The sequence below is a fragment of the Streptomyces sp. NPDC006997 genome (assembly GCF_040635175.1).
GTDB lineage: Bacteria > Actinomycetota > Actinomycetes > Streptomycetales > Streptomycetaceae > Streptomyces.
In genome coordinates, this window is sequence record NZ_JBEYHH010000001.1 from 221,725 (window position 1) to 247,582 (window position 25,858).

The window sequence follows — 25,858 nt, forward strand, 5'->3', positions numbered from 1 at the left end:
GGCGCTTCCGCCTCACGGAAGGGGCGGTGGGGCGGCGGCGGGGGAGGACGGCCGGTTCTCCCGTACCGCCTCCGCCAGCCGGTGGCCGTCCCCGGCCATGCCGTGCTCCGCCAGCCACCGCAGCTGCTCCAGGGCGGCGGAGCGCACCGCCGGGTCCTCGGACCGCGCCGCGTCGCAGGCGAGCAGGTGGGCGGTGCGGGTCCGGCCGGGCGGCATCAGCGCGGCCAGCGTGCGGGCCGTGTCCCGGGCGCTGACGCGTTCCTCGTCCGACATGGAGGCGCGCAGGACGGTGCTGAGCAGGCGGTGCGCCTGGAGGGTCCCGTCACGGTGGTTGATGCGGGCCAGCGAGTGCCGGTTGAGGGTGCGGATGGCGCGGGACAGGAGCAGGACGTCGCCCGGGGCCGAGCGGGCGAACAGGTCCCTCGGCACGGGCTCGGGCGCCAGCCAGGCGAGGACGTGCAGCAGCCGCAGGGCCCTCGGGTCGTCCTCCCGCAGCCGCTCCAGGGAGAGGCGCCACGCCGCGGTCACGCTGGTCCCGTAGTCGTACGGCGGTGTCTCGCCGAGGAGTTCCGTGAGCCGCGCGGTGAACAGGGCGAGGTACTCGCCGACCGGCATCCCGGTGTCGTGCAGCCAGACCGCCGCCTGCTCCAGGGCGAGCGGGAGGTCGCCGAGCGTCTCGGCCAGCGCGTCGGCCGCGTCCGTGTCGATCAGAGGGTGGCGACGGCGCAGCATCGCGACGCTCTCCTCCCGGGTGAAGACGTCGACCTCCACGGTCCGCGCGACGTGCGCCCACTGCGGGGAACGCGAGGTGACGAGGACGGCTCCCGGGCCGCCGAGCGGCAGGAAGGGGCGGACGGTCTCGACGTCCTCCGCGCCGTCGAACACCAGCAGCCAGCGCTGCCGCAGGTCGCCCGCGCGCAGCGCCTCCCGTACCCGGGGCACGGCGTCGTCGCCGTCGGGTGCGGTCGGCAGACCCAGCAGGGCGGCCAGTTCCCGGAAGCCGGAGGAGAGGGTCGAGGGCCGGGCGGCACTGAACCACCAGACGAGGTCGTAGTCGCGGTGGTGGCGGTACACGTACTCCAGCGCCAGCTGGGTCTTGCCCACGCCTCCCATGCCCGTCAGGGCGTGCGGTGTCTGCGCGGTGCCGTCGGTGGCCAGCGGCCGGCGGAGCGCCTCCAGCGTCCCGTCCCGTCCGGTGAAGTGCGCGTTGCGGGGCGGGACCCCGCCCCAGATCGAGGACGGCAGGCCGGACGGGCGGGGTACGGGCGCGGTGTCCGGGAACCGGGGGTCCATGGTGAGGCGGGACGTGCTGAGGGCGTCCCGGGTGCGCAGCGCCGCCCGGCGGTACGGCCCGGACAGGGCGTTCAGTACGACCGCCGCCATCGCGACCGAGTCCCGGTTGGCGTCGGTGATCTCGGGCATCGAGGACTCGCGGCCGTCGAGCGCCTCGACCAGGAGGCGCTGGCCGTCGCTCCACCGGTCGGCGGGCAGCAGACGGCTCACCGCCCGTATGGCGCGGGTGGTGCCCAGGTGGGTGCCGTGGGAGAGCAACTCCTCGCGGACACCGTCCCGGAAGTCGAACGGGAAGGGCGCCGGGGCGCCGTTCGGCGCGTACCGCAGCAGGCCGCCCATGAGCAGTTCGCTCAGGTGGTGCGGGGCCGAGCCGGGCAGTACGGCGCCCTGCACCCGCTGGACGGGCCCCACCGTCAGCGGCACCGCCGCGAGGTGCACGGCGAGCTGGAACGCGGTCGGTGACAGCCGGGCGCGGGCCTGCCGGACGAGCTCCCGGCCCGAGGGCGCCGGGTGGTCCGGCGCGGCGGCGGGCGGCGGCGGTGCCTCCCGGGTCGCCATGATCACCGGCAGTGGCTCGGGGCCGCTGACGCTCCGCCCCGCCATCAGCCGCGCCCACCGGTGCAGCCAGCGGGCGTCGACCTCCAGGACCGGCACGGGGACGGGCGGCTGGTCCGCGTGCCCGGCGTACTCCGGGCCGGTCGAGACGGACAGGGACGCGTTGCTGGGCGGCGGCCGGTCGGTGCTCAGCCGGACCGGCGTGGTGGCCACCCCGGTGTGGCGCCACAGTCTCTGCGGCAGCAGGTGGAGCACCGCCAGCGCCTGGGAGCGGCCCAGCCGGTGCAGCAGCGGCGTCACCGCGCCGGTGAGCCAGGCCGGGCCCAGGCCGTCGGTGACGACCAGGGTGAGCCTGGTGCCCGCCGGGGAACTCAGCGCCTCGGGCGGCAGGTCGCGGGTGGGTCCGCGCAGCCTCGGCGCGGTGTCGGTGCCGTCGGGGCCGGTGGCCAGCCGGACGGTGCGTACGGACCGGAAGACGCCGACGCGGGACAGCAGCTCGGTGAGCTGGCGGACCGTGTCCCGCCAGAACAGCATCGACGGGCTGTCGTCCACGACCAGCACCACCTCGGACCAGGCGCGGTCGTACTCGGGACGGAACACCGGCAGCCACAGCCCCGCCTCGACGGCACGCTCGGCGGTGGCGTCCTCGTCCAGCAGCAGCGTGCCGGTGGCCGAGCCCCGCCCGCGCAGGGGCCGCAGCGCCCGCTCCAGCACCAGTGGGTCGGTGAGCGGCCGGGGTGGTCCGGCCAGCGCGTCGGCGCCGGGCGGGGCACCCGGCAGGGGCGCGGGGTGGCGCCGTACGCCGGGCGAGGGCCGGGGTGTGGTGCCCACCGGGCGGGGCCGGGGCGGCGGTTCGGGGTCGTCCGGGGACTCGGGCTCGGGGCCGGGGACGGGTGGCTCCCGGTCGGGGAGGTCGTCCACGGGCGGGGCAGACGGGGCGCGCGTCGGTCCCGCCAGCGACGCCAGCCACAGGACGTCGGCGATCTCCGTGGCCGTCAGGTCGCCCGGGTGCACGGGCTGTCGCTGGTCCACCAAGTGCCTCCCGGTCTGTGTCGGTGCGTGCGGCGGTCTTCGCGCGGTGCGGATCGTGGGCCGTCAGGAGTTGCTCAGTCGCCGCCAGACCGAGGTCATCAGCTCGTCCCAAGGCGTGCCCTGCGGCTCCGGGCCCCCGTTGGTCATGAGGTGGACGGCGTTGAGGAGCTGGTCGATGGCCAGGGTGCCACTGTCCAGGCTGCGTTCGTGGAAGGCCATGATGAGGGGCTGCGCCTCCTCGGCGACCTCGGCGGAGAAGTGCGCCGCGACCATGGCCGCCAGCTGCGGGGGCTCGGGGTGGGGCAGTTCGAGGCGCAGACAGCGGCGCAGGAACGCGGCCGGGAACTCCCGCTCCCCGTTGCTGGTGATGACCACGACGGGGAACGCCCGGCACTGCACGCGCCCCTCGCTGACCCGCGCCCCGCCGTGGGGGTCGTCGGTGCGCACCGACACCGACGGCTCCCGGGCCCGGAGCCGGACGAGTTCGGGGATCGTGTACGTCCCCTCCTCGAAGACGCTCAGCAGATCGTTGGGGAGGTCCATGTCGCTCTTGTCCAGCTCGTCGACGAGCAGCACCCGGGGCAACTGGTAGGGCAGCAGGGCGGTGCCCAGCGGGCCCAGGGCGATGTAGTCGCCGACGGGGTGCGGCTCGGCGGGCTGGCCGGGACCGCCGGGGGGCTCCGTGGAGGCCCGCAGCACGGCGGTGTCCTGGACCCTGCCGATGGCGTCGTAGGCGTACAGCCCCTGTTGCAGGGTGGTGCGGCTGCTGATCGGCCAGTACAGCACCCGGCCGAGGCCGAGTTCGTGGGCGATCTGGTAGGCCAGCGTGGACTTGCCGGAGCCCGGCGGGCCGGTGACCAGCAGCGGACGGCGCAGACAGAGCGCGGCGTTCACCACGTCCACGCCCGCCGCGGTCAGCGGCGACGCCTGCGCGGAGGCGCCCAGCCTGCGGGCGGTGTCCCACTCCTCGCGGTACGGCGGCGGCAGCGGCGGGCCGCCGTGGAACGCCCGCCAGGGCGGCGGCGGGGGCAGCGCCGAGGCCGCGCCCGGCCGGGCCACGCCGTCGCCGTGGAAGATCCGCCAGTCGCGGGCCGGGCCGGACCGCCGCCGCGGACCGGTGGTGTCGTCTGAGATGGGCGCGGTCACGGGTTCCTCCCCCTGCCAGCGGTCTGGCTGCGCGAGTGGGCCCCCACCGTCCGGCGGAGGCGCTCGGACCTCCATCCTTCCCGAGGAGCACCGTCAGCGACCACCCGTGCGGGAAAGGATCACGCCCCGTCGCCCGCGGACCACCGCGCCAACTCCCCTTCGAGACGGCGGGCGTGGGCCTCGTACGGCTGTCCCGACAGGGCCTTGAGCACCGCCAGCTGAACCCGCAGGAACGGCTCGCTGCGCTCCGTCACCGGCCCGGTCTCCACCGCCTGCGGCGCACGCGGCAGCCGGTCCCAGCCCTGCACCTCCGGCACCCCCAGGTCGTGCTCCAGGAAGTGGACGGCGTCCCGGAACGTCTCCGCCGTCGTCGACTTGTGCAGCGCCGCCAGCAGTAACTCCCGTACCCCGGCCGGGAAGTCGAAGGTCACCCGGTCGTGGCTGCGGATGTCGGCGCGGTCCACGACGGGCACGAGCAGACCGGCGATGAGGATCTCCGACAGCAGGTCGGGCGCCGACCCCGGCAGCACCCGGGACTGCGTCCGGCGCATCACCGGCAGGTTCAGCGGCACCCCGGACAGCCGGGTCGCCAGCGTCTGCGCGTCGGGTGAGGCCGACGCGAAGTCACGCAGCAGGTCCTGCGCGGTGGCCGCCTGCCCGCCGGGCCGGTCCGGGGCGCGGGAGGTCCCGGGGGCGTCCGCGGACACCAGGACGGTCGGCAGGTTGCTCCAGCCCTCCGGGCCCCGCGCCAGGAACCGCGCCCAGCGGTGCACGTGGTCCTCCCGCAGCGCCAGCACCGGCACGGCGACCGTCCCCGGCGGCGCCCCCTCGCAGTCGACGTCGGCGGCCGGGGCGCCCACGAGCGGGGAGCGCAGCGCCCGCAGCCGGGGCACGAGCGCGGAGCTGGGCCACAGCTTCTCCGGCAGCAGGTGGACCACGACGACCGGGGACCGCAGCGCCCACGCGTGCAGCCGGGGGAGCACCGCGCTGGTGCGCCAGGCCCCGGCCAGCCCGTCCGTGAGCAGGAGCACCGGCCGGGACGCGGGTCCCGTGCCGTCGTCGTCCGGGAGGCGCACGTCGGCCTCGGGCGGCGTGGACTCCGTGTCCAGGGTGGGGATGGACTCCTGACGACACAGCCCCACCCGGCGCAGCAGGGCGACCAGTTCCTCCGCCACCGGGCGCCAGAACTCCATGGACAGCCCGCCGTCGGCCACCACGGTGATGTCCCAGGCGGCCGGTTCGGCGGCGGGGCGTTCCTCCGCCTGCCAGGCCGGACCCGGGGCGGACGGCCAGGACGGCCAGCCGACCTCGGGCGGCGCCGCGCCCGCGGCGGGCGGTCCGGTCGGCTCCGGCAGCAGCGGCTGGAGCGCCGCGGCGATCCGGCGCTCCACCAGCAGCGCCGCCGCCGGGGACGTGTCCGGCGCGACCCAGGCGGGACGGCGCAGCGCCCGCGCCATCACCCAGGGCCGCGGGCCGTCCGGGCCGTCCGGGCCGTCCGTCTGCGCCGTCTCCGTGTTCACGCACCGCTCCAGAGCATCCCGAGGGGGCCACCGGCGTCCGGCAGCCTGCTCGGGTCGTCCCAGAAGAGGACCAGGTGCCGGTCCAGCCGCCCCTCCCGGCGCAGCCTCGCCACCCGCTCGGGCAGCTCGGCCAGCCGTCCGTCGGCCAGCAGCGCCCGCGCCGCCGTGCGGAACTCCGGGCGCAGACAGTCGTGGCGGTCCCACACGAGGACCGGCAGCCCGTGGTCGAGGGCCGCGCGGACCTCCGCCGTGCCCAGTCCGTCGTCGGTGCCCGGTGGTCTGCTCAGGACGCAGCCGACCAGGTCGGGGTCGGTGCCGAGCGCGAGGTCCAGCCGCGCCAGGTGCTCGGCGCGGCCGTGCCCGTTGGGCGTGTTCCACAGCACGCGGTTCCCGTCCCGCGCCAGCTGGTCCCAGCGCTGGTGCCAGGCGTGGTGCAGATAGCGGGCGCGCATCCGCTCCAGACTGCGGACGACGACCAGGCGCACCTCGGCGGCGGGCGCGGCCTGCGGACCGTCGCCGTCGTGCCACCTCTCGACGGGCGCGTTGAGCAGTTCCATCGGCAGGATGAACTCCAGCGCGACGTCCGACGCCTGCCAGCGCACCCGCCGCTTCGCGTCGGCCAGCGTCCGGGAGACCGTTGACTCCAGGTCGGCTCGGACGGTCACGGTCTCGTGCAGTTGCCGTGGCGACCACTGCTCGGGGTCGGTCTGCGCCCAGCAGGTGAGGTGGTAGCGGTCGGCGTCGAGGACGTCGGGTTCGATCTGGACGACGATCGCCTGGGCCAGCGGACCGGGCCGGTCCACGGCGGACTCCTCGCCGTACGCGTGCCGCTGACGGTCGTACTCCTCCGCCACGCCCCACTGCCCGGCCCAGGCGCGGGCGCAGGTGTCCAGCCGTCGGTGGCGCTCCGGGCCCAGGTCGGCGCGGACGGCGGGGGAGTGGACGAGCAGCAGCAGGAAGGCGAGGGCCGGGGGCAGGCCGGAGGGCGGCGCGTTCCACGTCGTCAGGTGCACCAGGGCCTGCCAGGCCGTGTCGCCCGTGGGCCGCTCACCGGGCGGGAGCCTGCCCTCGGTGGCCCTGCTGACCAGCCGGGGCAGTTCGGCCGGGGCGCAGCCGGTGAGCAGCGGGCGCAGGGCGTCCCAGTCGGCGGTGGGGTAGAACGTCACCGCCTGCCACTCCTCGGCCAGCCGCCGCACGGCGTCCGTGGTCCGGGCGGCGGCCCCCATGAACTCCAGGCCGCCCACCAGGTCGGTCAGTCCGAAGGGCTGCTTCATACAGGTCCGGGCGAGGGCGAGGAGGCCCCCGCGCAGGGACGCCTGGCGTGGGACGGCGACGGCGACTGACTGCCCTAGGTAGGCGGGCAGTTCGACGGCCAGCGCGGGCCCGTGGCTGGCGAGGACGGAGTCCGCCAGCAGCACGTCGACCACCTCGGACGCGACGCGCAGGCCCGTACGGTCCGTCATCGTGCCGCTCACCGTGGGCGGGTCGTCTCTCACCACGACCACCGTCCGTCCCCGGCGGGCGCCGACGGCTCCTCCAGGTACCGGCCGAGCCGTCTGCTCAGCGCCGTCACCATGCCCGCCAGGACGTCCTTGACCTCGCCGCTGGTGACCTCGCCGGAGGCGAGCCGTTCGGTGAGCCAGGCGGCCACGCTGCGGGGGTCGTCCGGCGGGCTCGTCCTCCAGGGCACCGGCAGCCAGTGCAGCACGACGGCCGTGGCGGCCTCGTGCAGGACCGGGTCCCCGGGTTCCAGTCCGCGCAGGACGGGCAGCCAGTCGCCCAGCAGCCCGAGCCCGACCAGCCGGGCCCGCTCCACGCTGGGGTGGCCGCCCCGGGTGTCCAGTTGCCGCAGCCAGGTGTGGGCCTGCCGCAGGGCGTCCGGTCGCCGCCGCTCCCCCGCCAGCCGCCCGAACCAGCCCACGGCGGTGACGGCGTGCGCGGACAGCGCCAGTTCCACGACCCCGTGGTGCGAGTGCCCGAACGTCACCAGCGTCCCCGCGGCCTCCTCCGACCCGGCCACCGCCTCGACGAAGGGCAGCGCCTCGGTCATCCCGGCGTAGGCCACGGCCTGCACGAAGCGCAGCACGTCGGCGGGGGAGGCGGCCGGGGAGTCCGGCTGGTACGCCAGCACGCGGGCGCGGGCCCCGGGGGAGAGCGTCAGGGGTTCCGGGCGGCCGACGGCGGTGAGCAGGAAGTCCATGCCGCTCATGTAGTCCAGCGCGAGCTGGTGGCCGTCCTCGTCGTCCTGCTCCAGGAGGGCGGTCAGCACGTCGTGGTCGATGTCGGCGGCGTAGTACACCTGGGCCCACGGCCCGCGCATCGCCCGCTCCGCGCCGCCCGCCTCCACCACCCGGGCCGCGGCGTGCAGCAGCCGGACGCGCAGGACCCGCGACTGCTGCCCCACCGCCCCGATGAGCGCGGCCAGCCCCTCCAGCCACTGCGGGTCCTCGGCCCGCGGCCGGTCGACCAGCCCCCGCACGAGGCTCTCGGCCAGGGCCAGTTCCGAGGCGGCGAGGCCCTCCACCACGGCCGCGGCGGCGAGCAGCCGGGGCCCGGAGGAGTCGGGGCTGACGAGGTCCAGCAGGTGCCGCGGCGGGACCTCGCCGTCGGACAGCAGCCGGTGGGCGGCGGCCACCGCCTCCCGGTCCGATCCCTCGGCGAACGCGGCCAGCGCCCGCTCCTGACCGTCCCCCCGGGTACCGGTGAGCAGCAGCGCGGCGAGGCGGTCGTCGTCGGCGGTCGCCCGGCGCTCGCGGGCCGCGCCGGACAACAGGTCCGACCAGTGCGGCAGATCGGCGAGGCCGGGCCGGAACCGGTGCTCCAGCAGCAGCTCCAGGGCGTCCGGACCGCCCGACCGCGCGACGACGGCGAGCAGTTCCCCGCGCTCCCGCGCCAGGGCCGTCCCGTCGGTCAGCCGGGTCGCCTCCCACGCCTCCGCGTCCGCGGCGGCGAGCCGGGCGCGGCAGGCGGCGTCCCGGGCCGCGCGGGCGCCCGGGGTGAGGGCGACGTCGAGCGCCTCCAGCGCCGCCGCGGCCTCCCGTACGACCGGCCAGGGGCGCCCGGCGTCGACGCGTTCGGTCAGATAGCCGGAGAGCGGGGCCAGCCGCGCCTGCCCGATCGCGCGCACCGCGGCGGCCTCCACCGCCACCGGCGCCGCCCGCTCCAGCACCGCCACGACGGCACCGCGCAGCGCCGTCCGCGCCGCGTCCCCGCCGCCCGCCCGCCCGGGTCCGGCCCCGTCGCCGCGCACGGCCGCGCCCATCGCCCGCAGACACGCCACCGCGGCCCCGGGCGCGACGTCGGCGGACGCGGCCACCTCGCCCAGCGCCGCCCAGGCGGCGTCCGCGCGCAGCAGGGTGAGCGCGACGGCGGCGCGGTCCCACTCCTCGGCCGCCGCCGACGCCGTACCGAGGACCTCGCGCTGCCGGTCGAGGAACGCCCGCGCCCAGTCCTCCGGCACCGTGGGCGCCTCCCGCATCAGCCACGCCGCGTACCGGGCGTCCGCGCGGGCGGCGCACTGCCAGACCCGGGTGCGGACGTCCGCGTCGACGTCCGGGAGGCCGACCATCATGCGCGCCGGTTCCTGCCACTCGAACCGCAGCACCCGGCGCAGCAGTCCGGCCTCGTCCCGGGTGGCGAGCCGGGCCAGGACGCGGCCCGCGCAGTACGCCTGGAACAGCTCGTGCCGGAACCGCACCAGCCCGTGGGACACCTCGACGAACTGGGTCGCGACGACCTCGTCCAGGACGTCCCGCCAGTCCGGGCGCACCTCGGCCAGCCGGGGCGCCATCCGAGCGAGCGGCACCGGGCCGTGCTCGACGAGCTGTTCGGCGACCGCTTCCAGCACGTCGAGTCTCTCCTCCGCCGTGAACCGGGACGCCGGTTCCGCGCCCGTCTGCTGCCGGTGGTGCCGCTCTGTCAGGTACCACGTCGTGAAGACGGCGAACAGGTCACCGGCCGTGCGTGGCGGCGCCTGGTCCAGGCCGTGGGCCTCGACGGCCATCCACAGGAACAGGGGTGTGCGCAGCAGCTCCGGCACCCCGGAGCCGGTCGGGGCCTCACCCGTGCCGCCGCCCCGCTGTCCGCCGTCGAGGAGCGACGCGAACCAGGGGGCGGCCGTCCCGTCCGGCAGCCGCTCGGTCGCGTAGCGCCGCGCCTGCTCCGTGGTGACGGCGTGCAGGGTGATCACCGGCATGGGCAGCGGACCGGCCGCCGACGCGGTGGCGTACGCCGAGGTCCGCTGGCACAGCACCACCGGGGTGTCGCGGTGCGCGGTGCGCAGCTCCCGCAGCCACCGCAGCACGGCCGCACGCCCCTCCGGCGGCACCTCGTCCAGGCCGTCCACCAGGAGCTGGATGCCGCGCAGTACCAGCAGCCGCCCGCAGGTGTCGGCGCCGAGCCGGGACCCGGCGGTGCAGGCGCGGGCCAGGACCGCGCCGTACCCGTCGGGCGTGCCGAGCGCCGCCGCGAGGTCCGCGGCGTGCGTGGACAGCGGCATCCGGGGCGGCAGCGCGGGGTCGGTGGTCTCACCGGTGACGGCGCGGACGTACAGGTACTCCAGTTCGCCGAGCAGCGTCGACTTCCCGGCCCCGGCCCGGCCGACCACGGTCACCGACTCGTACGCGGCGGCCAGCCGCAGGGCGTCCCCGGGCGGTTCGGCGGCACCCGCCGCCGTGTCCCCGGACACGGAACCGTGCAGCGCGATGTACGCCGTCCTGCCGCGCAGCAGCCGGTGCAGCCGCTGCTCCCCGGCCGTGGCGCACAGCTCCCGTACCGCCCGGTCGCACGCCGACCGCACCGCCTCCCGCACCGTGGCCTGGGCACGGCCACCCGGCCGCTGGTCGAGGGCGGTGAGGACCTCCAGCAACAGCCCCAGCTCGTCGGGGCGTCCGGGGTCGAGGACGGGCAGCACCCGCGCGGCCACCTCGTGCAGCTCGCCGGACGGCCAGTAGGCGAAGCGGTCCGCCTCCCCGCCCAGGAACTCGCCGGCCACGCCCGCCGCGACCAGCGCCGCCGCCACGCTGTGCGCGTCCTGGTCCGGGGGAGACCACTTCAGGGTGCGGCAGGCCGCGAGCGTCAGCTGCGCCAGGTACTCCCGCCACCAGGGCTGCCGTCCGTCGGCCGGATAGCCGTCCCGGGCGGCGGCCCGCACCCGCCACAGCAGCCCGAACGCCACCCGGAAGGCGTCCGGCTCCCCGCCGTCCGGCGCCCCCGCCGCGGCGGCCTCGCCGTGGCGGCAGGCGACCGCGAGGCGGCGGCACAGCCGCACCAGCTCCGCCCGGTCCAGCACCGGCGCCACCACCGCGCGCAGCAGGTTGACCTCCAGCCAGGCGGGGTCGCCCAGCAGCGGCAGGCCGTCGTCGGCGCGCGCGTGGTCGATGAGGAACGGCTCGTCGGCCCGCGGCCCTCCGCGCCCGTCGCCCGTGTCGTCGGCGGTGAGCACGTTGCGCGGGTTGAGGTCGTCGTGGACGGTGGCGGACACCCAGCCCTCCGCGTCGTCGCACAGCACCGACCGCAGCCGGGCGAACGGGTGTCCGAGGAACTGCCCCGCGAGGCGCAGCCCGCGCGCCTCCACCACCGCCTCGTCACCGAGGAGTTCCCGTACGAGGTCCCAGTGGGCCAGGACGCGGGTGGTCACCACCCGGGCCCGCAGCGGCCCGGTCACCCGGCACATCCCCTGGTCGTCCGGCTCGGAGACCCCTAACCGCCGTACGGCCTCCTTCAGCGGTCGCACCTCGATCCTGGTGTCCCCCGAGGGGTACACCAGGAGCGCCCCGTCCCTGCGCTGGGCCCGCCCCACGGGTACGGAGATCCAGGAGCCGACGGCGAAGCGGGGGTCGTCGGTGCCCGTACCGGACGCGCAGGACGCGGTGAGCAGGTCCGCCGGGAACACGTCCCGCACGGCGTCGCCGGGGTCGGCGTCCTCGTCCAGCTCCACCACCAGGTCGGCGCCGAGCCGGGGATTGAGCCGCCGCAGGTACCGGCTCGTGGGGTGCGGGCGGGCCGAACGGGAGAGCGTCGCGCGCAGCCGCCGCAGCAGCCGGTCGATCAGCACCCCGGCGCGGCGCGCGGCCTCCGGCGAGCCCGCCACCGCCTCGCGGGCGAGCTGCTCCAGGGTGACCAGGGGCAGTCCCGGTTCCCCCATCCGCTCGCTGACGTGCAGGTAGACGACGGCGGCGAGGTCCCCGGCGCGGAGGTCGCCGTCGTCCAGGAGGGACTGGCTCACGGCGGTGATCTCGGTGAGGTACGCGGCCTTCAGCTCCGTCATGTGGGCGCCGTAGGCCCGCCACTCGGCCCGCGCCTCCCGGGCGTCCTGGAGCTTCACGACGTACCACACCTCGGACTCCGGGGTGCCGCACAGGACCTTGACCTCCAGCACCCGCGCGCCGCTGCGCCCGCCGGGGAGCTGCCGTACGACCTCCACGCGGTGGACGGGGGCCGGGAGGCGGCCCGGGCCCTCACCGGTGCCGATGGTGGTGAGCAGCCACTCGACCCTCGCCCGCTCCTCGGCGGGGATGCCGCAGTCGAGCGGGATGAACGCCTCCACCTGTTGCCCACCCCCCAGAAGAGTCGGTTCACTGTACTTTGGCATCGCGGTTGGTCACGGGGGCACGGGGGGACGGGGACGCGGGTGCTGGAAGCCATTTGGACCGGCCTGTTGGTGGCGCTGCTGGGCTGGGTCGCCTCGGTGCTGTGGAACAACCGGGGGCGACTCCCCGTCCTGTTCGCCGCCCTGCGGCTGTTCGGTGACGTACGCGTCTCCGTGGCGTCGCTGCTGCGCGTCCAGGACGACGACCGGTACGTGCTGGTGCACTCGCCCTACCGCCCCGACTCCTACGGCCCGCCCGGCGGCGTCGTCAAGTACCACCCGGCGGCCCGCGCGGCCCTGGACCGGCTGGGGTTCCGCGAGGAGCTGAGGGTGGACCAGCGGATGCGCGGCGACCTGCGGGGCTTCCTGCCGGGCCGGGCGCTGCCCGCGTTCGTCCGCTGGCTGGACCGGCAGCGGGACCGGGAGTCGGCGCTGGAGTGCGTGCGCCGTGAACTCGCCGAGGAACTGGGCGAGATCGGCCACCCGGAGCTGGCCACCGGCATCGAACGCCTGCACTTCACCCACGTACGGCAGGTGGTGGACGGCCCGCTGCGGGTGCCGGGGCGGCCATACCGGGTGGTCCGGCTCTTCGACGTGTGGGACCTGGGCCTCGACACCGCCGAGGCGGTGCGCCTGCGGGACGCCCTGACGGCGCTGGCCGCGGACCCGTCGGAGAGCGGGGTCCTGGTGGCGACGGCGGAGGACATCGTGCACGGCCGCCGCGCGCGCTCCTACCTGGCACCGCACTCCGCGTACCTGATGGGGGAGCGCCGCTTCCACGCGGATCTGCCGCCGCTGAGTTCCTAGACCTGTCGACCCGGCCGGTCCGGCCGGTCCGGCCGGTCCGGCCGGTCCGGCCGGTCCGGCCGCTTCGGGTGCCTCGGGCGCCAGCCGAGTCCGCGGGAGACGCCGCCGGCCGTGAGCCGGACGGCGGGGGCCATCGCCGGGACCCGGGCGCCGTCCACCGGCACCACCACGGACACCGCCGCCACGACCGGCCCGCCGGGCCCGCGTACCGGCGCCGCCACCGACAGCGCGCCGTCGGTGATCTGCGCCGGGTGGCCGTGGTCGAAGGCGGCCAGCCACCCCTCAGCCGTGTGCACAACCCTGCGGGTCGATACCGCTAGTGGCCGTGGGCGGCCCCGGGAGTGTCCTCCTCGTGCGGCTGCCCCGTGTCCCCGACGTGGACGGTGAAGGCGGCCGTGCGGACCTCGCCGTCCACCTTGAAGTCCAGGAAGAGCCGGTAGCTCCCGCCGCTGGGCGTGCTGCTGGCGAAGGCGACCCGGGGTCCGGAGGTGGCGTCGCCGTGGGCCTCCCGGTGCGGGTGGACGTGCAGGTAGGCGAGGTCGCCGGAGCGCAGGGCGACGAGGTGGCCGTAGGCGCCCAGGTAGGGCTGGAGGTCGGTGACGGGGCGGCCGTCGCGCCGGACGGTGAAGGTCAGGTCGCTCTCCCGGCCCGCGCTCAGCTCGCCGTCCAGCTCCACGGTGTAGCCGTCCACGGTGGCCGTCCCGGACGCGGGCGGCAGCGCGGCCGGTGCGTACGCCCCGGAGACGGCGAGGTCGGCGCCGAGCGTCAGGCCGTCCCCTCCGGCGGCGGGCGTGAAGTCGGCGAGGACGCGGTAGCCGCCGGGGTCGGGCAGCGTGGTGGCGGTGCTCCAGGTGCCGTCGGCGGCGCGTACGGGGTGCAGGTGGCGGTAGGTGGTGAGGTCGCGGGAGGCCACGATGAGGTGCAGCTCCTTCTCGTGCTCGCGCCGGTAGTCGGTGACCGGACGCCCGTCCGCGTCCCGGATCACGAACCGCAGCCCGGTCCTCTCACCCGCCCGTACCCGGGGGGTTCCGAGGTCCAGGGCGTAGCCGTCCGCGGCGATCTGGAGCCCGCCGGGGGTGTCGGTCGCCGCGGGCTCCTGGTCCCTGTCCGTGGCGCCGTGCCCGGACGAGGCGTGGGACGCCTGCTCCGGGGCGGTGTCCACGGGCGAGACGGCGCTGCCGACGCCGTACGCGGCGGCGAAGGTCGCGGCGAGCGCGGTGCCGAAGGCGCCGATCTTCGTGAGCGAGTTCATGGCGGGCTCCTGGGGTCTGCCTGGCGGCCGGGATCACTTGCACCGCATACCCAGAGGGGGTATACATGACCGCAGCTTATACCCCCCCGGGGTATGAAGTGAAGAGGAGGACTGATGAGGAGTGATGAGGCAGTGACCAGCGCCCCCGCCGCCACCCCCGCCGCCGCCGTCGAGGTGGAGCTGGCCATCGGCGGCATGACCTGCGCCTCCTGCGCGGCCCGCGTCGAGAAGAAGCTCAACCGCATGGACGGCGTGACCGCCACCGTCAACTACGCGACGGAGAAGGCGAAGGTCTCCCACGGCGGGGAGGTGGCCGTCTCCGACCTCATCGCCACCGTCGAGGCCACCGGCTACACCGCGCGCGCACCGGAACCCGAGCGGACGGCACCCCCGGACCCGGCGGCGGAGCCCGACGACCTGAGGCCCCTGCGCGAGCGCCTGGTCACCGCCGTCGTCCTGGCCGTCCCGGTGATCGCCCTGGCGATGGTCCCGGCGCTCCAGTTCGAGTACTGGCAGTGGCTCTCCCTCACCCTCGCCGCGCCCGTCGTGACCTACGCCGCCTGGCCCTTCCACCGCGCCGCCTGGACCAACGCCCGGCACGGCGCCGCGACGATGGACACGCTGATCTCGGTCGGCACCTCGGCGGCGTTCCTCTGGTCGCTGTGGGCGCTGTTCCTCGGCACCGCGGGCACGCCCGGCATGACCCATCCCTTTGAGCTGACCATCGCCCGCGGCGACGGCGCCGGGAACATCTACCTGGAGGCCGCGGCCGGGGTGACCGCGTTCATCCTGGCCGGACGGTACTTCGAGGCCCGCTCCAAGCGCCGGGCGGGCGCGGCCCTGCGGGCGCTGCTGGAGCTGGGCGCCAAGGAGGTCACCGTGCTGCGGGACGGCGCCGAGACGCGCGTCCCCATAGCCGGGCTGACCGTCGGCGACCGCTTCCTGGTCCGCCCCGGCGAGAAGATCGCCACCGACGGCACGGTGGTCGAGGGCTCCTCCGCCGTCGACGCCTCGACGCTGACCGGCGAGTCCGTCCCCGTCGAGGTCGGCGTCGGCGACGCGGTCACCGGCGCCACGGTCAACGCCGGGGGACGCCTGGTCGTCGAGGCCACCCGGGTCGGCGCCGACACCCAGCTGGCGCGGATGGCCCGGCTGGTGGAGGACGCGCAGAACGGCAAGGCGGCGGCCCAGCGCCTCGCCGACCGGATCTCCGGCGTCTTCGTGCCGGTCGTCATCGCGCTCGCCCTCGGCACGCTCGGCTTCTGGCTCGGCAACGGCGCCGGGCTCACCGCGGCGTTCACGGCGGCGGTCGCCGTACTGATCATCGCCTGCCCGTGCGCGCTCGGCCTGGCCACGCCGACCGCGCTGCTGGTGGGCACCGGGCGCGGCGCCCAGCTCGGCATCCTGATCAAGGGCCCGGAGGTGCTGGAGTCGACGCGCCGGGTCGACACGGTCGTCCTCGACAAGACCGGCACCGTCACCACCGGCCGCATGACCCTGCTGGCCGTCCACACCGCCGACGGCGAGGACGAGACCGAGGTGCTCCGCCTGGCCGGGGCCCTGGAGCACGCCTCCGAGCACCCGATCGCCCGCGCCGTCACCACCGGCGCCCTGGAGCGCACCGGCTCCGCGCTGCCCACGCCGGAGGACTTCGTGAACGTCCCCGGGCTCGGCGTGCAGGGCGTCGTCGACGGGCACGCCGTCCTCGTCGGCCGCGAGAAGCTGCTCACGGAGTGGGCGATCGAGCTGCCCACCGACCTCGCGGCGGCGAAGACGGCGGCCGAACGCGCCGGGCGCACCGCCATCGCGGTCGCCTGGGACGGCCGCGCCCGCGCCGTCCTGGAGGTCGCCGACGCGGTCAAGGACACCAGCGCGCAGGCCATCGCCGAGCTGAAGGCGCTCGGTCTGCGCCCGGTCCTGCTCACCGGCGACCACCGGACCGTCGCGGAGGCGGTCGCCGCCGAGACCGGCATCGAGGAGGTGATCGCGGAGGTGCTGCCCGAGGACAAGGCCGCGGTCGTCAGGAACCTCCAGGCCGAGGGCCGCACGGTCGCCATGGTCGGGGACGGCGTCAACGACGCCGCCGCCCTCGCCCAGGCCGACCTCGGCCTCGCCATGGGCACCGGCACGGACGCCGCGATCGAGGCGGGCGACCTCACCCTGGTCCGCGGCGACCTGCGCGCGGCGGCCGACGCGATCCGCCTCGCCCGCCGCACCCTGACCACCATCAGGACCAACCTGTTCTGGGCCTTCGCCTACAACGTCGCCGCCCTGCCGCTGGCCGCCGCGGGCCTCCTCAACCCGATGATCGCCGGAGCGGCCATGGCCTTCTCCTCGGTCTTCGTGGTGGGCAACTCGCTGCGGCTGCGCGGCTTCAGGGCCGGGCGGTGAGGCGGTCCCGCAGGGCGCTCAGGACGTCGACCCGGTTGGTGGTGACCGAGTCGACGCCCGTCGCGACCAGGCGGCGCATCGCGCGGGCCGTGTCCGGGGTCCAGACGGAGAGCAGGTAGCCGTCGGCGTGGACCTGGGCGGCCAACTCCCGGTCCACCAGCGGGAAGCGGTAGTTGAGCCAGCGGGGGCGGACCGCCGTCAGCAGGGCCGGGCGGGGCGGGGCGAGGGTCGTCCAGGTCAGGGCGATCTCGGCGGCCGGGTCGGCGGCGCGGACCGCGAGCATCGCCTCGGCGCCCGCGCAGTAGTAGACGCGGTCCGCCGCCCCGGCGTCGCGCACCGCGCCCACGATCCGTCGGACCGCCCGCGGGTCGGGCGCGCCGGGCAGATCGACCATCACCCGGTGCCCCTCCGTCGCCGCGAGGGCGTCCGCCAGGGTGGGCACCCCGCCCGCCGTCAGGCCGTCCACCTCGGCGGCGGACAGCGCCGCCAGCGGACTGTCGTGCGCCCACAGCCGTCTCAGCGTGCGGTCGTGGAGCAGCACCGGTACGCCGTCCCGGGTGAGCCGTACGTCGATCTCCACGGCGTCCGCGCCCCGGCGGATCGCCGAGGCCAGGGAGGCGAGGGTGTTCTCGCGGAAGCGGTAGGGGTCGCCGCGGTGGCCCACCGCGGTCAGCGTGCGTACGGGCATCAGACGGTCAGCCAGTCCTTGGTGTAGGCGTCGATCTCGGCGGCCAGCCGCGCCTTGCCCGCCTCGTCCAGGAAGGACGCCGTCACGGCGTTCTTCGCCAGCTCGGCGAGACCGTGCTCGTCCAGCTCCAGCAGCCGGGCGGCGACCGCGTACTCGTTGTTGAGGTCGGTGCCGAACATCGGCGGGTCGTCCGAGTTGACCGTGACGAGGACCCCGGCCCGCGTGAACTCCTTGACGGGGTGCCGGTCGAGGTCGGTCACCGCGCGGGTGGCGATGTTCGACGTCGGGCAGACCTCCAGGGCGATGCCGTGCTCGGCCAGGTGGGCCAGCAGCTTCGGGTCCCGCGCGGAACTGGTGCCGTGGCCGATGCGCTCGGCCCGCAGGTGCGTCAGCGCGTCCCACACCGTCTCCGGGCCGGTCGTCTCACCGGCGTGCGGCACCGACCGCAGCCCCGCCGCGATCGCCCGGTCGAAGTACGGCTTGAACTGCGGCCTCGGTACGCCGATCTCCGGCCCGCCGAGCCCGAAGGAGACCAGGCCCTCCGGGCGCAGCCGGTCGTCGGTCGCGAGCCGCGTCGTCTCCTCGGCCGCCTCCAGACCGGCCTCGCCGGGGATGTCGAAGCACCAGCGCAGCACGGTCCCGAACTCGGCCTCCGCCGCCTTGCGGGCGTCCTCGATCGCGTCCATGAAGGACGCCTCGTCGATACCGCGCCGGGTGGAGGAGTACGGCGTGATCGTCAGCTCGGCGTACCGCACCTGCTGCCGGGCCAGCTCCCGCGCCACCTCGTACGTCAGCAGGCGGACGTCCTCCGGGGTGCGGATCAGGTCGACCACCGACAGGTACACGTCGATGAAGTGGGCGAAGTCGGTGAAGGTGAAGTAGTCCGCCAGGGCCTCGGGGTCGGTGGGCACCTTGGAGTCGGGGTGCCGGGCGGCCAGGGCGGAGACGATGCGCGGGGAGGCGGAGCCGACGTGGTGCACGTGCAGCTCGGCCTTGGGCAGCCCGGCGATGAAGGCGTGCAGGTCGCGCGGGACACGCGGGTCTACGAGACGGTCGGTCAAGGTCCCTCCCCGGGAACGGCGCCGCCGCCGTCGTCGGGACGGCCGGGCGACGCGGATGATCGGCTGATCGGTGACTCCGGGTCATCGTAGGCCGCGCCCGCCCGCCGCCGTGCCGCGCCGTAAGCTGTCGGCACCGATGACAGAGGGGGCCCCACGTATGTCCGATGACCCGCGGCCGCCCGCCGACGGCCCTTCCCCGCAGGGACCGGGGGCCGGTCCGGACCCCTGGGCGCCGCCCGCGGAGGACGCCCCGCCCCGTGGCCCGGTGCCGCCCTCCGTCCACGACCAGCAGACGGTCACGTCGATGCCAGGCGTCGGCGGTACGGGAGCGGGCCATCCCCCGCCGTCCGGTCCCGCCAACCCCTTCGCGCCCCCCGCGCACGACGCGCCGGTCCCACCGCCGCCCGTCGCCCCCGGCGGCCCGGGGAGCCCCGCGGGTCCGGGGTACGGCTATCCCGGCGCGTACGGCTACCCGGCCGCCCCCTCCGGCCAGTCCCTCCCCGGCTACCCCGCCGTGCCCGGGCCCGGGGCGCCGTACCCGACCGGGCCCGGGTACTCCGCCCGGTACCCGGGCTATCCCGGCTGGCCCGGTATGCCCCCGGTGCTCAGCAACGGGATGGGCACGGCGGGTCTCGTGCTGGGCATCGTCGCCTCGGTCCTCTTCTGTCTGTGGCCGCTGGCCTTCATCCTCGGGCTGCTCGCCGTCGTCTTCGGCGCGATCGGCCGCAAGAAGGCGGCGCGGGGCGAGGCCGACAACGGCGGCCAGGCCCTCGCCGGGATCATCTGCGGCGCGGTCGGCATGGTGCTGGCGGTGGGCCTGGGCGCGGTAGTGGTCTTCCTTCCCTGAGTACGGCCACTCATGACGCCCCCCGCCGCGCCGGGGACGATGGTCCGTGCCCGGACACGGGCGACCCCTGGGGGCGGCGGCATGGGCAGACGCGTGCGCCGGTGGCCGTCGGGGCGGCGGGGCCGCGCCGCCTCCTGCGCGCCCCGGACCCGACCGACTTCACCTCACGGCAGGCCTAGCCCTCCCGCAGTCTCTCCCGCGCCGCCATCAGCGCGAACCCCAGCAGGTTCTCCCCCCGCCACCGCTCCGGGTCCGAGGCGCCCTCGTCCGTGGCGGCGAGCCCGATGCCCCACACCCGGTCCATCGGGCTCGCCTCCACCAGCACCCGGTCCCCGGTGCGCAGCAGGTACTCCCGCAGCTCGGACCGGGCCGTGAACTTGTGGACACTGCCCTCCACCACGACGCCGAAGCGCTCGCGCCGCCACACCGCCTCGTCGAAGCCGCGCACCAGCCGCCCCGCCTTCTTCGCCTCCGCGGGGTGGCCTGCCGCCAGCGCCGCCCGCTCCGCCTCCGCGTCGCCGAAGAGGCGCGCCTTCGCGGCCATCATCCAGTGCTCCGCCGTCGCGTACCGCACGCCGTCCACCTCGAACGGCGACGGCCACCACTGGCTCAGACAGCTCGCGCCCACCCGCCCGTCGGCGGTCGGCCGGTGTCCCCAGAAGTGCAGGTACCTGACCCCCGCCCCCGCCCGGACCGCCCTGACCAGGGACTCCCGGGAATCGATCTCCTCCATGCAGCCGAGTGTGGCAGGCGCCACTGACAGTCCGTCCCTCCTTTTCCTCCCTCACTCGACACCTGGTCGACAGATTCCGTCGCGTAACCAAAAGGCAACAACGGAATCCCTTGTTGGTGTGCGGTTCCTCTGTCAGGATCGGCACTCAAATCGAGCCGGAGCTACGCCATCCACCCTCGGACACGGGCAACGGCGGAGGAGAGCGAACATGCACAACCCGGGCACAGCGCCCCCGGAACGGTTCCCCGCACAGGAGCGCTTCGCGGCTGGCGCCCAGTACGTCGGAGGACGCCTGACCCAGGGCTCCTCCGGCCGTACCCACGCGGTCGTCGACCCGGCCGGCGGCGAGGAGGCGTACGTCTACGAACTCGCCGGAACCGCCGACGTGGACGCGGCCGTCGCCGCCGCCCGCGCGGCGTTCCCGGGCTGGTCCGGGGTGACCCCGGGCGAGCGCTCCGACGCCCTGCACCGGTTCGCCGCCGTCCTCGCCGACCGCGCCGAGGACTTCGCCCGCGCCGAGTCCCTCCAGTGCGGCAAGCCGCTGAAGCTGACCCGCGAGTTCGACGTCCCGGGCACGATCGACAACACCGCGTTCTTCGCGGGCGCCGCCCGGCACCTCCAGGGGCAGTCGGCCGGTGAGTACTCCGGCGACCACACCTCCTACGTCCGCCGGGAGGCCATCGGCGTCGTCGGTTCCATCGCGCCCTGGAACTACCCCCTCCAGATGGCCGCCTGGAAGATCCTCCCGGCGATCGCCGCGGGCAACACCATCGTCCTCAAGCCGGCCGAGCTGACCCCGCTCACCTCCCTGCTCTTCGCCCAGGCCGCCACCCACGCCGGCATCCCGGACGGCGTCGTCAACATCGTCACCGGGACGGGCAGGGAGGCCGGGGAGCACCTCGTCGGGCACCCCGACGTCGCCATGACCTCGTTCACCGGCTCCACCGCCGTCGGCAAGCGCGTCGCCGAGATCGCCACCGCCACCGTCAAGCGCCTCCACCTGGAGCTGGGCGGCAAGGCACCCTTCGTGGTCTTCGACGACGCCGACCTGGAGGCCGCCGTACACGGCGCGGTCGCGGGCGCGCTCATCAACACCGGGCAGGACTGCACGGCCGCCACGCGCGCGTACGTACAGCGCCCCCTCTACGACGCCTTCGTCGAGCGGACCGCCGCGCTCATGGAGACGGTCCGGCTCGGCGACCCGTTCGCGCCCGGCACCGACCTCGGCCCGCTGATCTCGCACGCCCAGCGGGACCGCGTCGCCGCCTTCGTCGACCGGGCACGCGGCTACGCGCGCGTGGTCACCGGCGGCGAGGCACCGCAGGGCGGCCTGAAGGACGGCGCCTACTACCGGCCCACCCTCGTCGCGGACGCCGCCCAGGACAGCGAGATCGTCCAGTCGGAGATCTTCGGCCCGGTCCTCGTCGTCCTCCCCTTCGACGGCGACGACGAGGGCCTCGCGCTCGCCAACGACACCCCCTACGGCCTCGCCGCCTCCGCCTGGACCCGGGACGTCTACCGGGCGGGCCGCGCCACGCGCGAGATCAGGGCGGGGTGCGTGTGGATCAACGACCACATCCCGATCATCAGCGAGATGCCGCACGGCGGGTACAAGGCGTCCGGCTTCGGCAAGGACATGTCCGCCTACTCCTTCGAGGAGTACACCCAGACCAAGCACGTCATGTACGACAACACGGCGGTCGCCAGGAAGGACTGGCACCGCACGATCTTCGGGGACCGATAGCACCTCAGGCCGTCCGACCCACGGCCGCCTACCCTCCCGAAAGGGCACCACGGTATGGAGCAGTACGAGCCCGACCGCCTGTCCCCGGCCCAAGTGGCCGCCATGCGGCGCGGTTTCCGTCGTGGCAGGGCCTCCCTGACCCGCCGTTCGCTGCTGCGCGCCTCCGCTGGCGGCGCGCTCACGGTCGGCGGCCTGGGCGCGCTGAGCGCCTGCGGCATCCCCGCGGCGGGGCAGTCGCAGGGCGGCGTCTCCGCGGAGGACCACTCGGAGAAGGAGAAGACCGTCCACTTCTCCAACTGGACCGAGTACATGGACGTCGACGAGAGCGAGAAGCACCACCCCACGCTCGACGCGTTCCGGCAGCGGACCGGCGTCACGGTCAGGTACACCGAGGACATCAACGACAACGTCGAGTTCTTCGGCAAGATCAAGCCGCAGCTCGCCGCGGGCCAGGACACCGGCCGCGACCTGATCTGCGTCACCGACTGGCTCGCCGCCCGGCTGATCCGCTTCGGGTGGGTCCAGAAACTGGACCCCTCCAACCTGCCGACCGCCTACGCCAACCTCTCCCAGCAGTTCCGCAGCCCCGACTGGGACCCCGGACGGGCGTACTCCTACCCGTGGACCGGCATCTCCACGGTCATCGCCTACAACAAGAAGGCGCTCGACGGCGTCGAGGTCACCTCGGTCTCCGACCTGCTCGACAACCCCAGGCTGAAGGGCCGGGTCGGCTTCCTCTCCGAGATGCGCGACAGCGTCGGCATGACGCTGCTCGACATGGGCAAGGACCCCGGCACGTTCGGCGACGACGACTTCGACGCGGCCGTCGCCCGCCTCCAGAAGGCCGTCGACAAGGGCCAGATCCGCCGCTTCACCGGCAACGACTACACCGCCGACCTCACCAAGGGCGACTTCGCCGCCTGTCTCGCGTGGGCCGGTGACGTCGTCCAGCTCAAGGCGGACAGCCCCGACGTGGACTTCCTCATCCCCGACAGCGGCTACATGACGTCCACGGACAACCTGCTGGTGCCCAACAAGGCCCGGCACAAGACCAACGCCGAACGCCTCATCGACTTCTACTACGAGCCCGGCCCGGCCGCGCAGCTCGCCGCGTACATCAACTACGTGTGTCCCGTCGACGGGGTGAAGGACGAGCTGGCGAAGATCGACGAGGACGCGGCGAACAACCCGCTGATCCTCCCGGACCAGGACATGGCCGCCAAGTCCCGCTCCTTCCGCTCCCTGGGCGCGAAGGAAGAGACGGCGTACGAAGAGAAGTTCGCGAAGCTCACAGGGGCGTGACGAGATGACGACCACAGACAACAGCGGCGACGTCCGCCTCTCCGGTATCAGCAAGACCTACGGCGCCTTCACCGCCGTGCAACCGCTCGACCTGACCGTCCCGCAGGGCTCGTTCTTCGCCCTGCTCGGCGCCTCCGGCTGCGGCAAGACCACCACCCTGCGGATGATCGCCGGTCTGGAGGAGCCCAGCTCGGGCACCGTCCACCTCGGCGACCAGGACGTGACCCGGCTGCCGCCGTACAAGCGGCCGGTGAACACCGTCTTCCAGTCCTACGCGCTCTTCCCGCACCTCGACATCTTCGAGAACGTCGCCTTCGGGCTGCGCCGCCGGGGGATCAAGAGCGTGAAGAAGCAGGTCGAGGAGATGCTCGACCTGGTGCAGCTCGGCGAGCAGGCCCGCAAGAAGCCGCACCAGCTCTCCGGCGGCCAGCAGCAGCGCGTCGCCGTGGCCCGCGCCCTGATCAACCACCCCAAGGTGCTCCTCCTCGACGAGCCCCTCGGCGCCCTCGACCTGAAGCTGCGCCGCCAGATGCAGCTCGAACTCAAGCGCATCCAGACCGAGGTCGGCATCACCTTCATCCACGTCACGCACGACCAGGAGGAGGCCATGACCATGGCCGACCGCGTGGCCGTGATGAACGCGGGCCGCGTCGAGCAGCTCGGCGCCCCCGCCGACCTCTACGAGAACCCGTCCACCACCTTCGTCGCCAACTTCCTCGGCACCTCCAACCTGATCGAGGCCGAGACCGACACCACCGGCGGCGACGAGATCGTCCTCAAGGCGGGCGGCGGCAAGCTCACCCTGCCCACCGGCCGCTGCGCCGCGCCCACCGCGACCGGCGGCAAGGTCCTGGTCGGCGTACGCCCGGAGAAGATCTCCCTCACCCACGCCGACGACGCGGGCGAGATCCCCGCGGGCCGCAACCGCGTCACCGGGAAGATCGTTGACGCCAGCTTCATCGGCGTCTCCACCCAGTACGTCGTGGACAGCCCGGCCGGTGCCGGACTCGCCGTCTACGTGCAGAACGTCGACCGCGACGCCCGCCTCGTGCCCGGCGCCGACGTCGTCCTGCACTGGAGCCCGGCGCACACCTTCGGCCTGGACGCCAGCCAGTCCGTCCTCGCTGGCAAAGAGGGCGCGGCCGGAGTGGAAGAGGCGGTGTGATGACGACGACCCTCACCGAGGCGCCACCGCCGCTCAGCCCCACCGCGCCGGACCGCGAACCGCCCCGCAGGCGGGGCCGCTGGACGCCCTACCTGCTGCTCCTGCCCGGCATCCTCTGGCTGCTGGTCTTCTTCGCCCTGCCGGTGATCTACCAGGCCTCCACGTCCGTGCAGACGGGCTCCCTGGAGGAGGGCTACGAGGTCACCTGGCACTTCGCCACCTACTGGGACGCCCTGACGGACTACTGGCCGCAGTTCCTGCGCTCGGTGCTCTACGCCGGGACCGCGACCTTCCTCTGCCTGCTGCTCGGCTACCCGCTGGCCTACCTGATCGCCTTCCGCGCGGGCCGCTGGCGGAACCTGGTCATGATCCTGGTGATCGCGCCGTTCTTCACCAGCTTCCTGATCCGCACCCTCGCCTGGAAGACGATCCTCGCGGACGGCGGCCCGGTCGTCGGCGCCCTGAACAGCCTGCACGTCCTCGACGTCACCAGCTGGCTCGGCATGACCGCGGGAGACCGGGTGCTGGCCACCCCGCTGGCGGTCGTCTGCGGTCTGACGTACAACTTCCTGCCGTTCATGATCCTGCCGCTCTACACCTCCCTGGAGCGCATCGACCCCCGGCTGCACGAGGCCGCGCACGACCTGTACGCGCGCCCCGCCACCACCTTCCGCCGGGTCACCTTCCCGCTGTCCATGCCCGGCGTCGTCTCCGGCACGCTGCTGACCTTCATCCCGGCCACCGGTGACTACGTCAACGCCGACCTGCTCGGCTCCACCGACACCAAGATGATCGGCAACGTCATCCAGTCGCAGTTCCTGCGCATCCTGGACTACCCGACGGCGGCGGCGCTCTCCTTCATCCTGATGTTCGCGATCCTCGTCATGGTCACGCTCTACATCCGCAGGTCGGGAACGGAGGACCTGGTCTAAATGCCCTTCGTCAACTGGCTCAAGCGCCATCTCGTCGTCATCGCCGGCCTGGGCACGCTCGGCTACCTGCTCCTGCCGAACGTCGTCGTGACGGTCTTCTCGTTCAACAACCCGAAGGGCCGCTTCAACTACCAGTGGCAGGAGTTCTCCCTCGATGCCTGGAAGGACCCGTGCGGGGTCTCCGGCCTGTGCGACTCGCTCACGCTCAGCCTCCAGCTCGCCTTCTGGGCGACCCTCGGCGCCACCCTCCTCGGCACGATGATCGCCTTCGCGCTGGTCCGCTACCGGTTCCGCGCCCGCGGCCCGATCAACTCGCTGATCTTCCTGCCGATGGCGATGCCGGAGGTCGTGATGGCGGCCTCGCTGCTCACCCTCTTCCTCAACATGGGCGCCCAGCTCGGCTTCTGGACGATCCTGATCGCCCACGTCATGTTCTGCCTCAGCTTCGTCGTCGTCGCCGTCAAGGCGCGCGTGATGTCGATGGACCCGCGCCTGGAGCAGGCCGCGCAGGACCTGTACGCCGGTCCCGTGCAGACCTTCCTGCGGGTCACCCTGCCGATCGCGGCGCCCGGCATCGCCGCGGGCGCGCTGCTCGCCTTCGCGCTCTCCTTCGACGACTTCATCATCACCAACTTCAACTCGGGCGCGACCGTCACGTTCCCCATGTTCGTCTGGGGTTCGGCGCAGCGCGGCACGCCCGTGCAGATCAACGTCGTCGGCACGGCCATGTTCCTGATCGCCGTCCTGCTGGTCGTGGTCTCCATGGTCGTCGGCAACCGCCGCAACAGACAGAACGCGTGA

At 74.6% G+C, this 25,858-nt stretch carries 17 protein-coding genes and 1 pseudogene; 8 read left to right on the forward strand and 10 right to left on the reverse strand.

All coding sequences use genetic code 11. The features are described 5' to 3' along the window. Nucleotides 1-12: 12 nt before the first annotated feature. The 5 genes from fxsT to ABZ659_RS01050 all read right to left on the reverse strand — a co-directional run bounded on the left by fxsT (nucleotide 13) and on the right by ABZ659_RS01050 (nucleotide 12,093). Nucleotides 13-2,880, reverse strand: coding sequence for an FxSxx-COOH system tetratricopeptide repeat protein (gene fxsT, locus ABZ659_RS01030; RefSeq protein WP_360212094.1), 2,868 nt, complete (start codon nucleotides 2,878-2,880; stop codon nucleotides 13-15). Nucleotides 2,881-2,943: 63 nt separating this feature from the next. Then, nucleotides 2,944-4,026, reverse strand: a complete 1,083-nt coding sequence (locus ABZ659_RS01035; RefSeq protein WP_360212096.1) for a MoxR family ATPase — start codon at nucleotides 4,024-4,026, stop codon at nucleotides 2,944-2,946. 119 nt (nucleotides 4,027-4,145) lie between these two features. Beyond that, the gene (locus ABZ659_RS01040; RefSeq protein ID WP_360212098.1) at nucleotides 4,146-5,546 is read right to left on the reverse strand and encodes an SAV_2336 N-terminal domain-related protein; all 1,401 of its coding nucleotides are present in this window, start codon (nucleotides 5,544-5,546) and stop codon (nucleotides 4,146-4,148) included. Then, nucleotides 5,543-7,042 (reverse strand): hypothetical protein, encoded by a 1,500-nt coding sequence (locus ABZ659_RS01045; RefSeq protein ID WP_360212100.1) that lies wholly within the window; start codon nucleotides 7,040-7,042, stop codon nucleotides 5,543-5,545. The genes ABZ659_RS01040 and ABZ659_RS01045 overlap by 4 nt, the downstream gene beginning before the upstream one ends. Further along, nucleotides 7,039-12,093, reverse strand: coding sequence for a hypothetical protein (locus ABZ659_RS01050; RefSeq protein ID WP_360212102.1), 5,055 nt, complete (start codon nucleotides 12,091-12,093; stop codon nucleotides 7,039-7,041). Before ABZ659_RS01050 ends, ABZ659_RS01045 begins: the two co-directional genes overlap by 4 nt. An 84-nt stretch (nucleotides 12,094-12,177) precedes the next feature. Between ABZ659_RS01050 and ABZ659_RS01055 the strand changes: the two genes are divergently transcribed. Beyond that, nucleotides 12,178-12,942 carry a hypothetical protein gene (locus tag ABZ659_RS01055; RefSeq protein WP_360212104.1) on the forward strand — a complete coding sequence of 255 codons (765 nt, stop codon included), beginning with the start codon at nucleotides 12,178-12,180 and terminating at the stop codon, nucleotides 12,940-12,942. Here ABZ659_RS01055 and ABZ659_RS01060 read toward each other — a convergent pair. Both ABZ659_RS01060 and ABZ659_RS01065 read right to left on the reverse strand, forming a co-directional pair. Next, nucleotides 12,939-13,187 (reverse strand): annotated as a pseudogene (locus ABZ659_RS01060) (hypothetical protein); the annotation flags it as partial. The gene ABZ659_RS01055 and the pseudogene ABZ659_RS01060 sit on opposite strands and share 4 nt — an antisense overlap. Nucleotides 13,188-13,258: 71 nt before the next feature. Then, nucleotides 13,259-14,194 carry a hypothetical protein gene (locus tag ABZ659_RS01065; RefSeq protein ID WP_360212106.1) on the reverse strand — a complete coding sequence of 312 codons (936 nt, stop codon included), beginning with the start codon at nucleotides 14,192-14,194 and terminating at the stop codon, nucleotides 13,259-13,261. Between the two features lie 132 nt (nucleotides 14,195-14,326). Here ABZ659_RS01065 and ABZ659_RS01070 point away from each other — a divergent pair, with 132 nt between their 5' ends. Further along, nucleotides 14,327-16,585: a heavy metal translocating P-type ATPase gene (locus ABZ659_RS01070; protein ID WP_360212108.1), complete on the forward strand. Its 2,259-nt coding sequence runs from the start codon at nucleotides 14,327-14,329 to the stop codon at nucleotides 16,583-16,585. Here the strand turns inward: ABZ659_RS01070 and ABZ659_RS01075 are convergent. After that, nucleotides 16,569-17,273, reverse strand: a complete 705-nt coding sequence (locus tag ABZ659_RS01075; RefSeq protein WP_360212110.1) for a glycerophosphodiester phosphodiesterase — start codon at nucleotides 17,271-17,273, stop codon at nucleotides 16,569-16,571. The genes ABZ659_RS01070 and ABZ659_RS01075 overlap by 17 nt on opposite strands. Then, nucleotides 17,273-18,334, reverse strand: a complete 1,062-nt coding sequence (locus tag ABZ659_RS01080) for an adenosine deaminase (protein WP_360212112.1) — start codon at nucleotides 18,332-18,334, stop codon at nucleotides 17,273-17,275. The genes ABZ659_RS01075 and ABZ659_RS01080 overlap by 1 nt, the downstream gene beginning before the upstream one ends. Before the next feature lie 157 nt (nucleotides 18,335-18,491). Between ABZ659_RS01080 and ABZ659_RS01085 the strand changes: the two genes are divergently transcribed. Next, complete coding sequence (locus tag ABZ659_RS01085; protein ID WP_360212114.1) at nucleotides 18,492-19,181, forward strand: DUF4190 domain-containing protein; 690 nt, start codon at nucleotides 18,492-18,494, stop codon at nucleotides 19,179-19,181. Between the two features lie 175 nt (nucleotides 19,182-19,356). Here the strand turns inward: ABZ659_RS01085 and ABZ659_RS01090 are convergent, their stop codons facing one another. Next, nucleotides 19,357-19,914 carry an NADAR family protein gene (locus ABZ659_RS01090; RefSeq protein WP_360212116.1) on the reverse strand — a complete coding sequence of 186 codons (558 nt, stop codon included), beginning with the start codon at nucleotides 19,912-19,914 and terminating at the stop codon, nucleotides 19,357-19,359. A gap of 208 nt (nucleotides 19,915-20,122) precedes the next feature. Between ABZ659_RS01090 and ABZ659_RS01095 the strand changes: the two genes are divergently transcribed. From ABZ659_RS01095 to ABZ659_RS01115, 5 genes are read left to right on the forward strand one after another with little or no spacing between them, the layout of a single operon-like run. Then, complete coding sequence (locus ABZ659_RS01095; protein ID WP_360212118.1) at nucleotides 20,123-21,658, forward strand: gamma-aminobutyraldehyde dehydrogenase; 1,536 nt, start codon at nucleotides 20,123-20,125, stop codon at nucleotides 21,656-21,658. Between the two features lie 54 nt (nucleotides 21,659-21,712). Beyond that, complete coding sequence (locus ABZ659_RS01100; RefSeq protein ID WP_360212120.1) at nucleotides 21,713-22,960, forward strand: extracellular solute-binding protein; 1,248 nt, start codon at nucleotides 21,713-21,715, stop codon at nucleotides 22,958-22,960. Between the two features lie 4 nt (nucleotides 22,961-22,964). Next, the gene (locus ABZ659_RS01105; RefSeq protein WP_360212122.1) at nucleotides 22,965-24,125 is read left to right on the forward strand and encodes an ABC transporter ATP-binding protein; all 1,161 of its coding nucleotides are present in this window, start codon (nucleotides 22,965-22,967) and stop codon (nucleotides 24,123-24,125) included. Beyond that, a complete protein-coding gene (locus tag ABZ659_RS01110) occupies nucleotides 24,125-25,057 on the forward strand; it encodes an ABC transporter permease (protein WP_360212124.1) in 933 nt (310 codons plus the stop codon). Before ABZ659_RS01105 ends, ABZ659_RS01110 begins: the two co-directional genes overlap by 1 nt. Beyond that, nucleotides 25,058-25,858, forward strand: coding sequence for an ABC transporter permease (locus ABZ659_RS01115; RefSeq protein ID WP_360212126.1), 801 nt, complete (start codon nucleotides 25,058-25,060; stop codon nucleotides 25,856-25,858).

What these genes read in the sequence shown, in the direction of transcription:
- ABZ659_RS01110 (WP_360212124.1), top strand. Translation starts at nt 24,125, where the DNA reads ATGACGACGACCCTCACCGAGGCGCCACCGCCGCTCAGCCCCACCGCG.
- ABZ659_RS01065 (WP_360212106.1), bottom strand. Translation starts at nt 14,194, where the DNA reads ATGAACTCGCTCACGAAGATCGGCGCCTTCGGCACCGCGCTCGCCGCG.
- ABZ659_RS01115 (WP_360212126.1), top strand. Translation starts at nt 25,058, where the DNA reads ATGCCCTTCGTCAACTGGCTCAAGCGCCATCTCGTCGTCATCGCCGGC.
- ABZ659_RS01100 (WP_360212120.1), top strand. Translation starts at nt 21,713, where the DNA reads ATGGAGCAGTACGAGCCCGACCGCCTGTCCCCGGCCCAAGTGGCCGCC.
- ABZ659_RS01085 (WP_360212114.1), top strand. Translation starts at nt 18,492, where the DNA reads ATGTCCGATGACCCGCGGCCGCCCGCCGACGGCCCTTCCCCGCAGGGA.
- ABZ659_RS01075 (WP_360212110.1), bottom strand. Translation starts at nt 17,273, where the DNA reads ATGCCCGTACGCACGCTGACCGCGGTGGGCCACCGCGGCGACCCCTAC.
- ABZ659_RS01090 (WP_360212116.1), bottom strand. Translation starts at nt 19,914, where the DNA reads ATGGAGGAGATCGATTCCCGGGAGTCCCTGGTCAGGGCGGTCCGGGCG.
- ABZ659_RS01095 (WP_360212118.1), top strand. Translation starts at nt 20,123, where the DNA reads ATGCACAACCCGGGCACAGCGCCCCCGGAACGGTTCCCCGCACAGGAG.
- ABZ659_RS01105 (WP_360212122.1), top strand. Translation starts at nt 22,965, where the DNA reads ATGACGACCACAGACAACAGCGGCGACGTCCGCCTCTCCGGTATCAGC.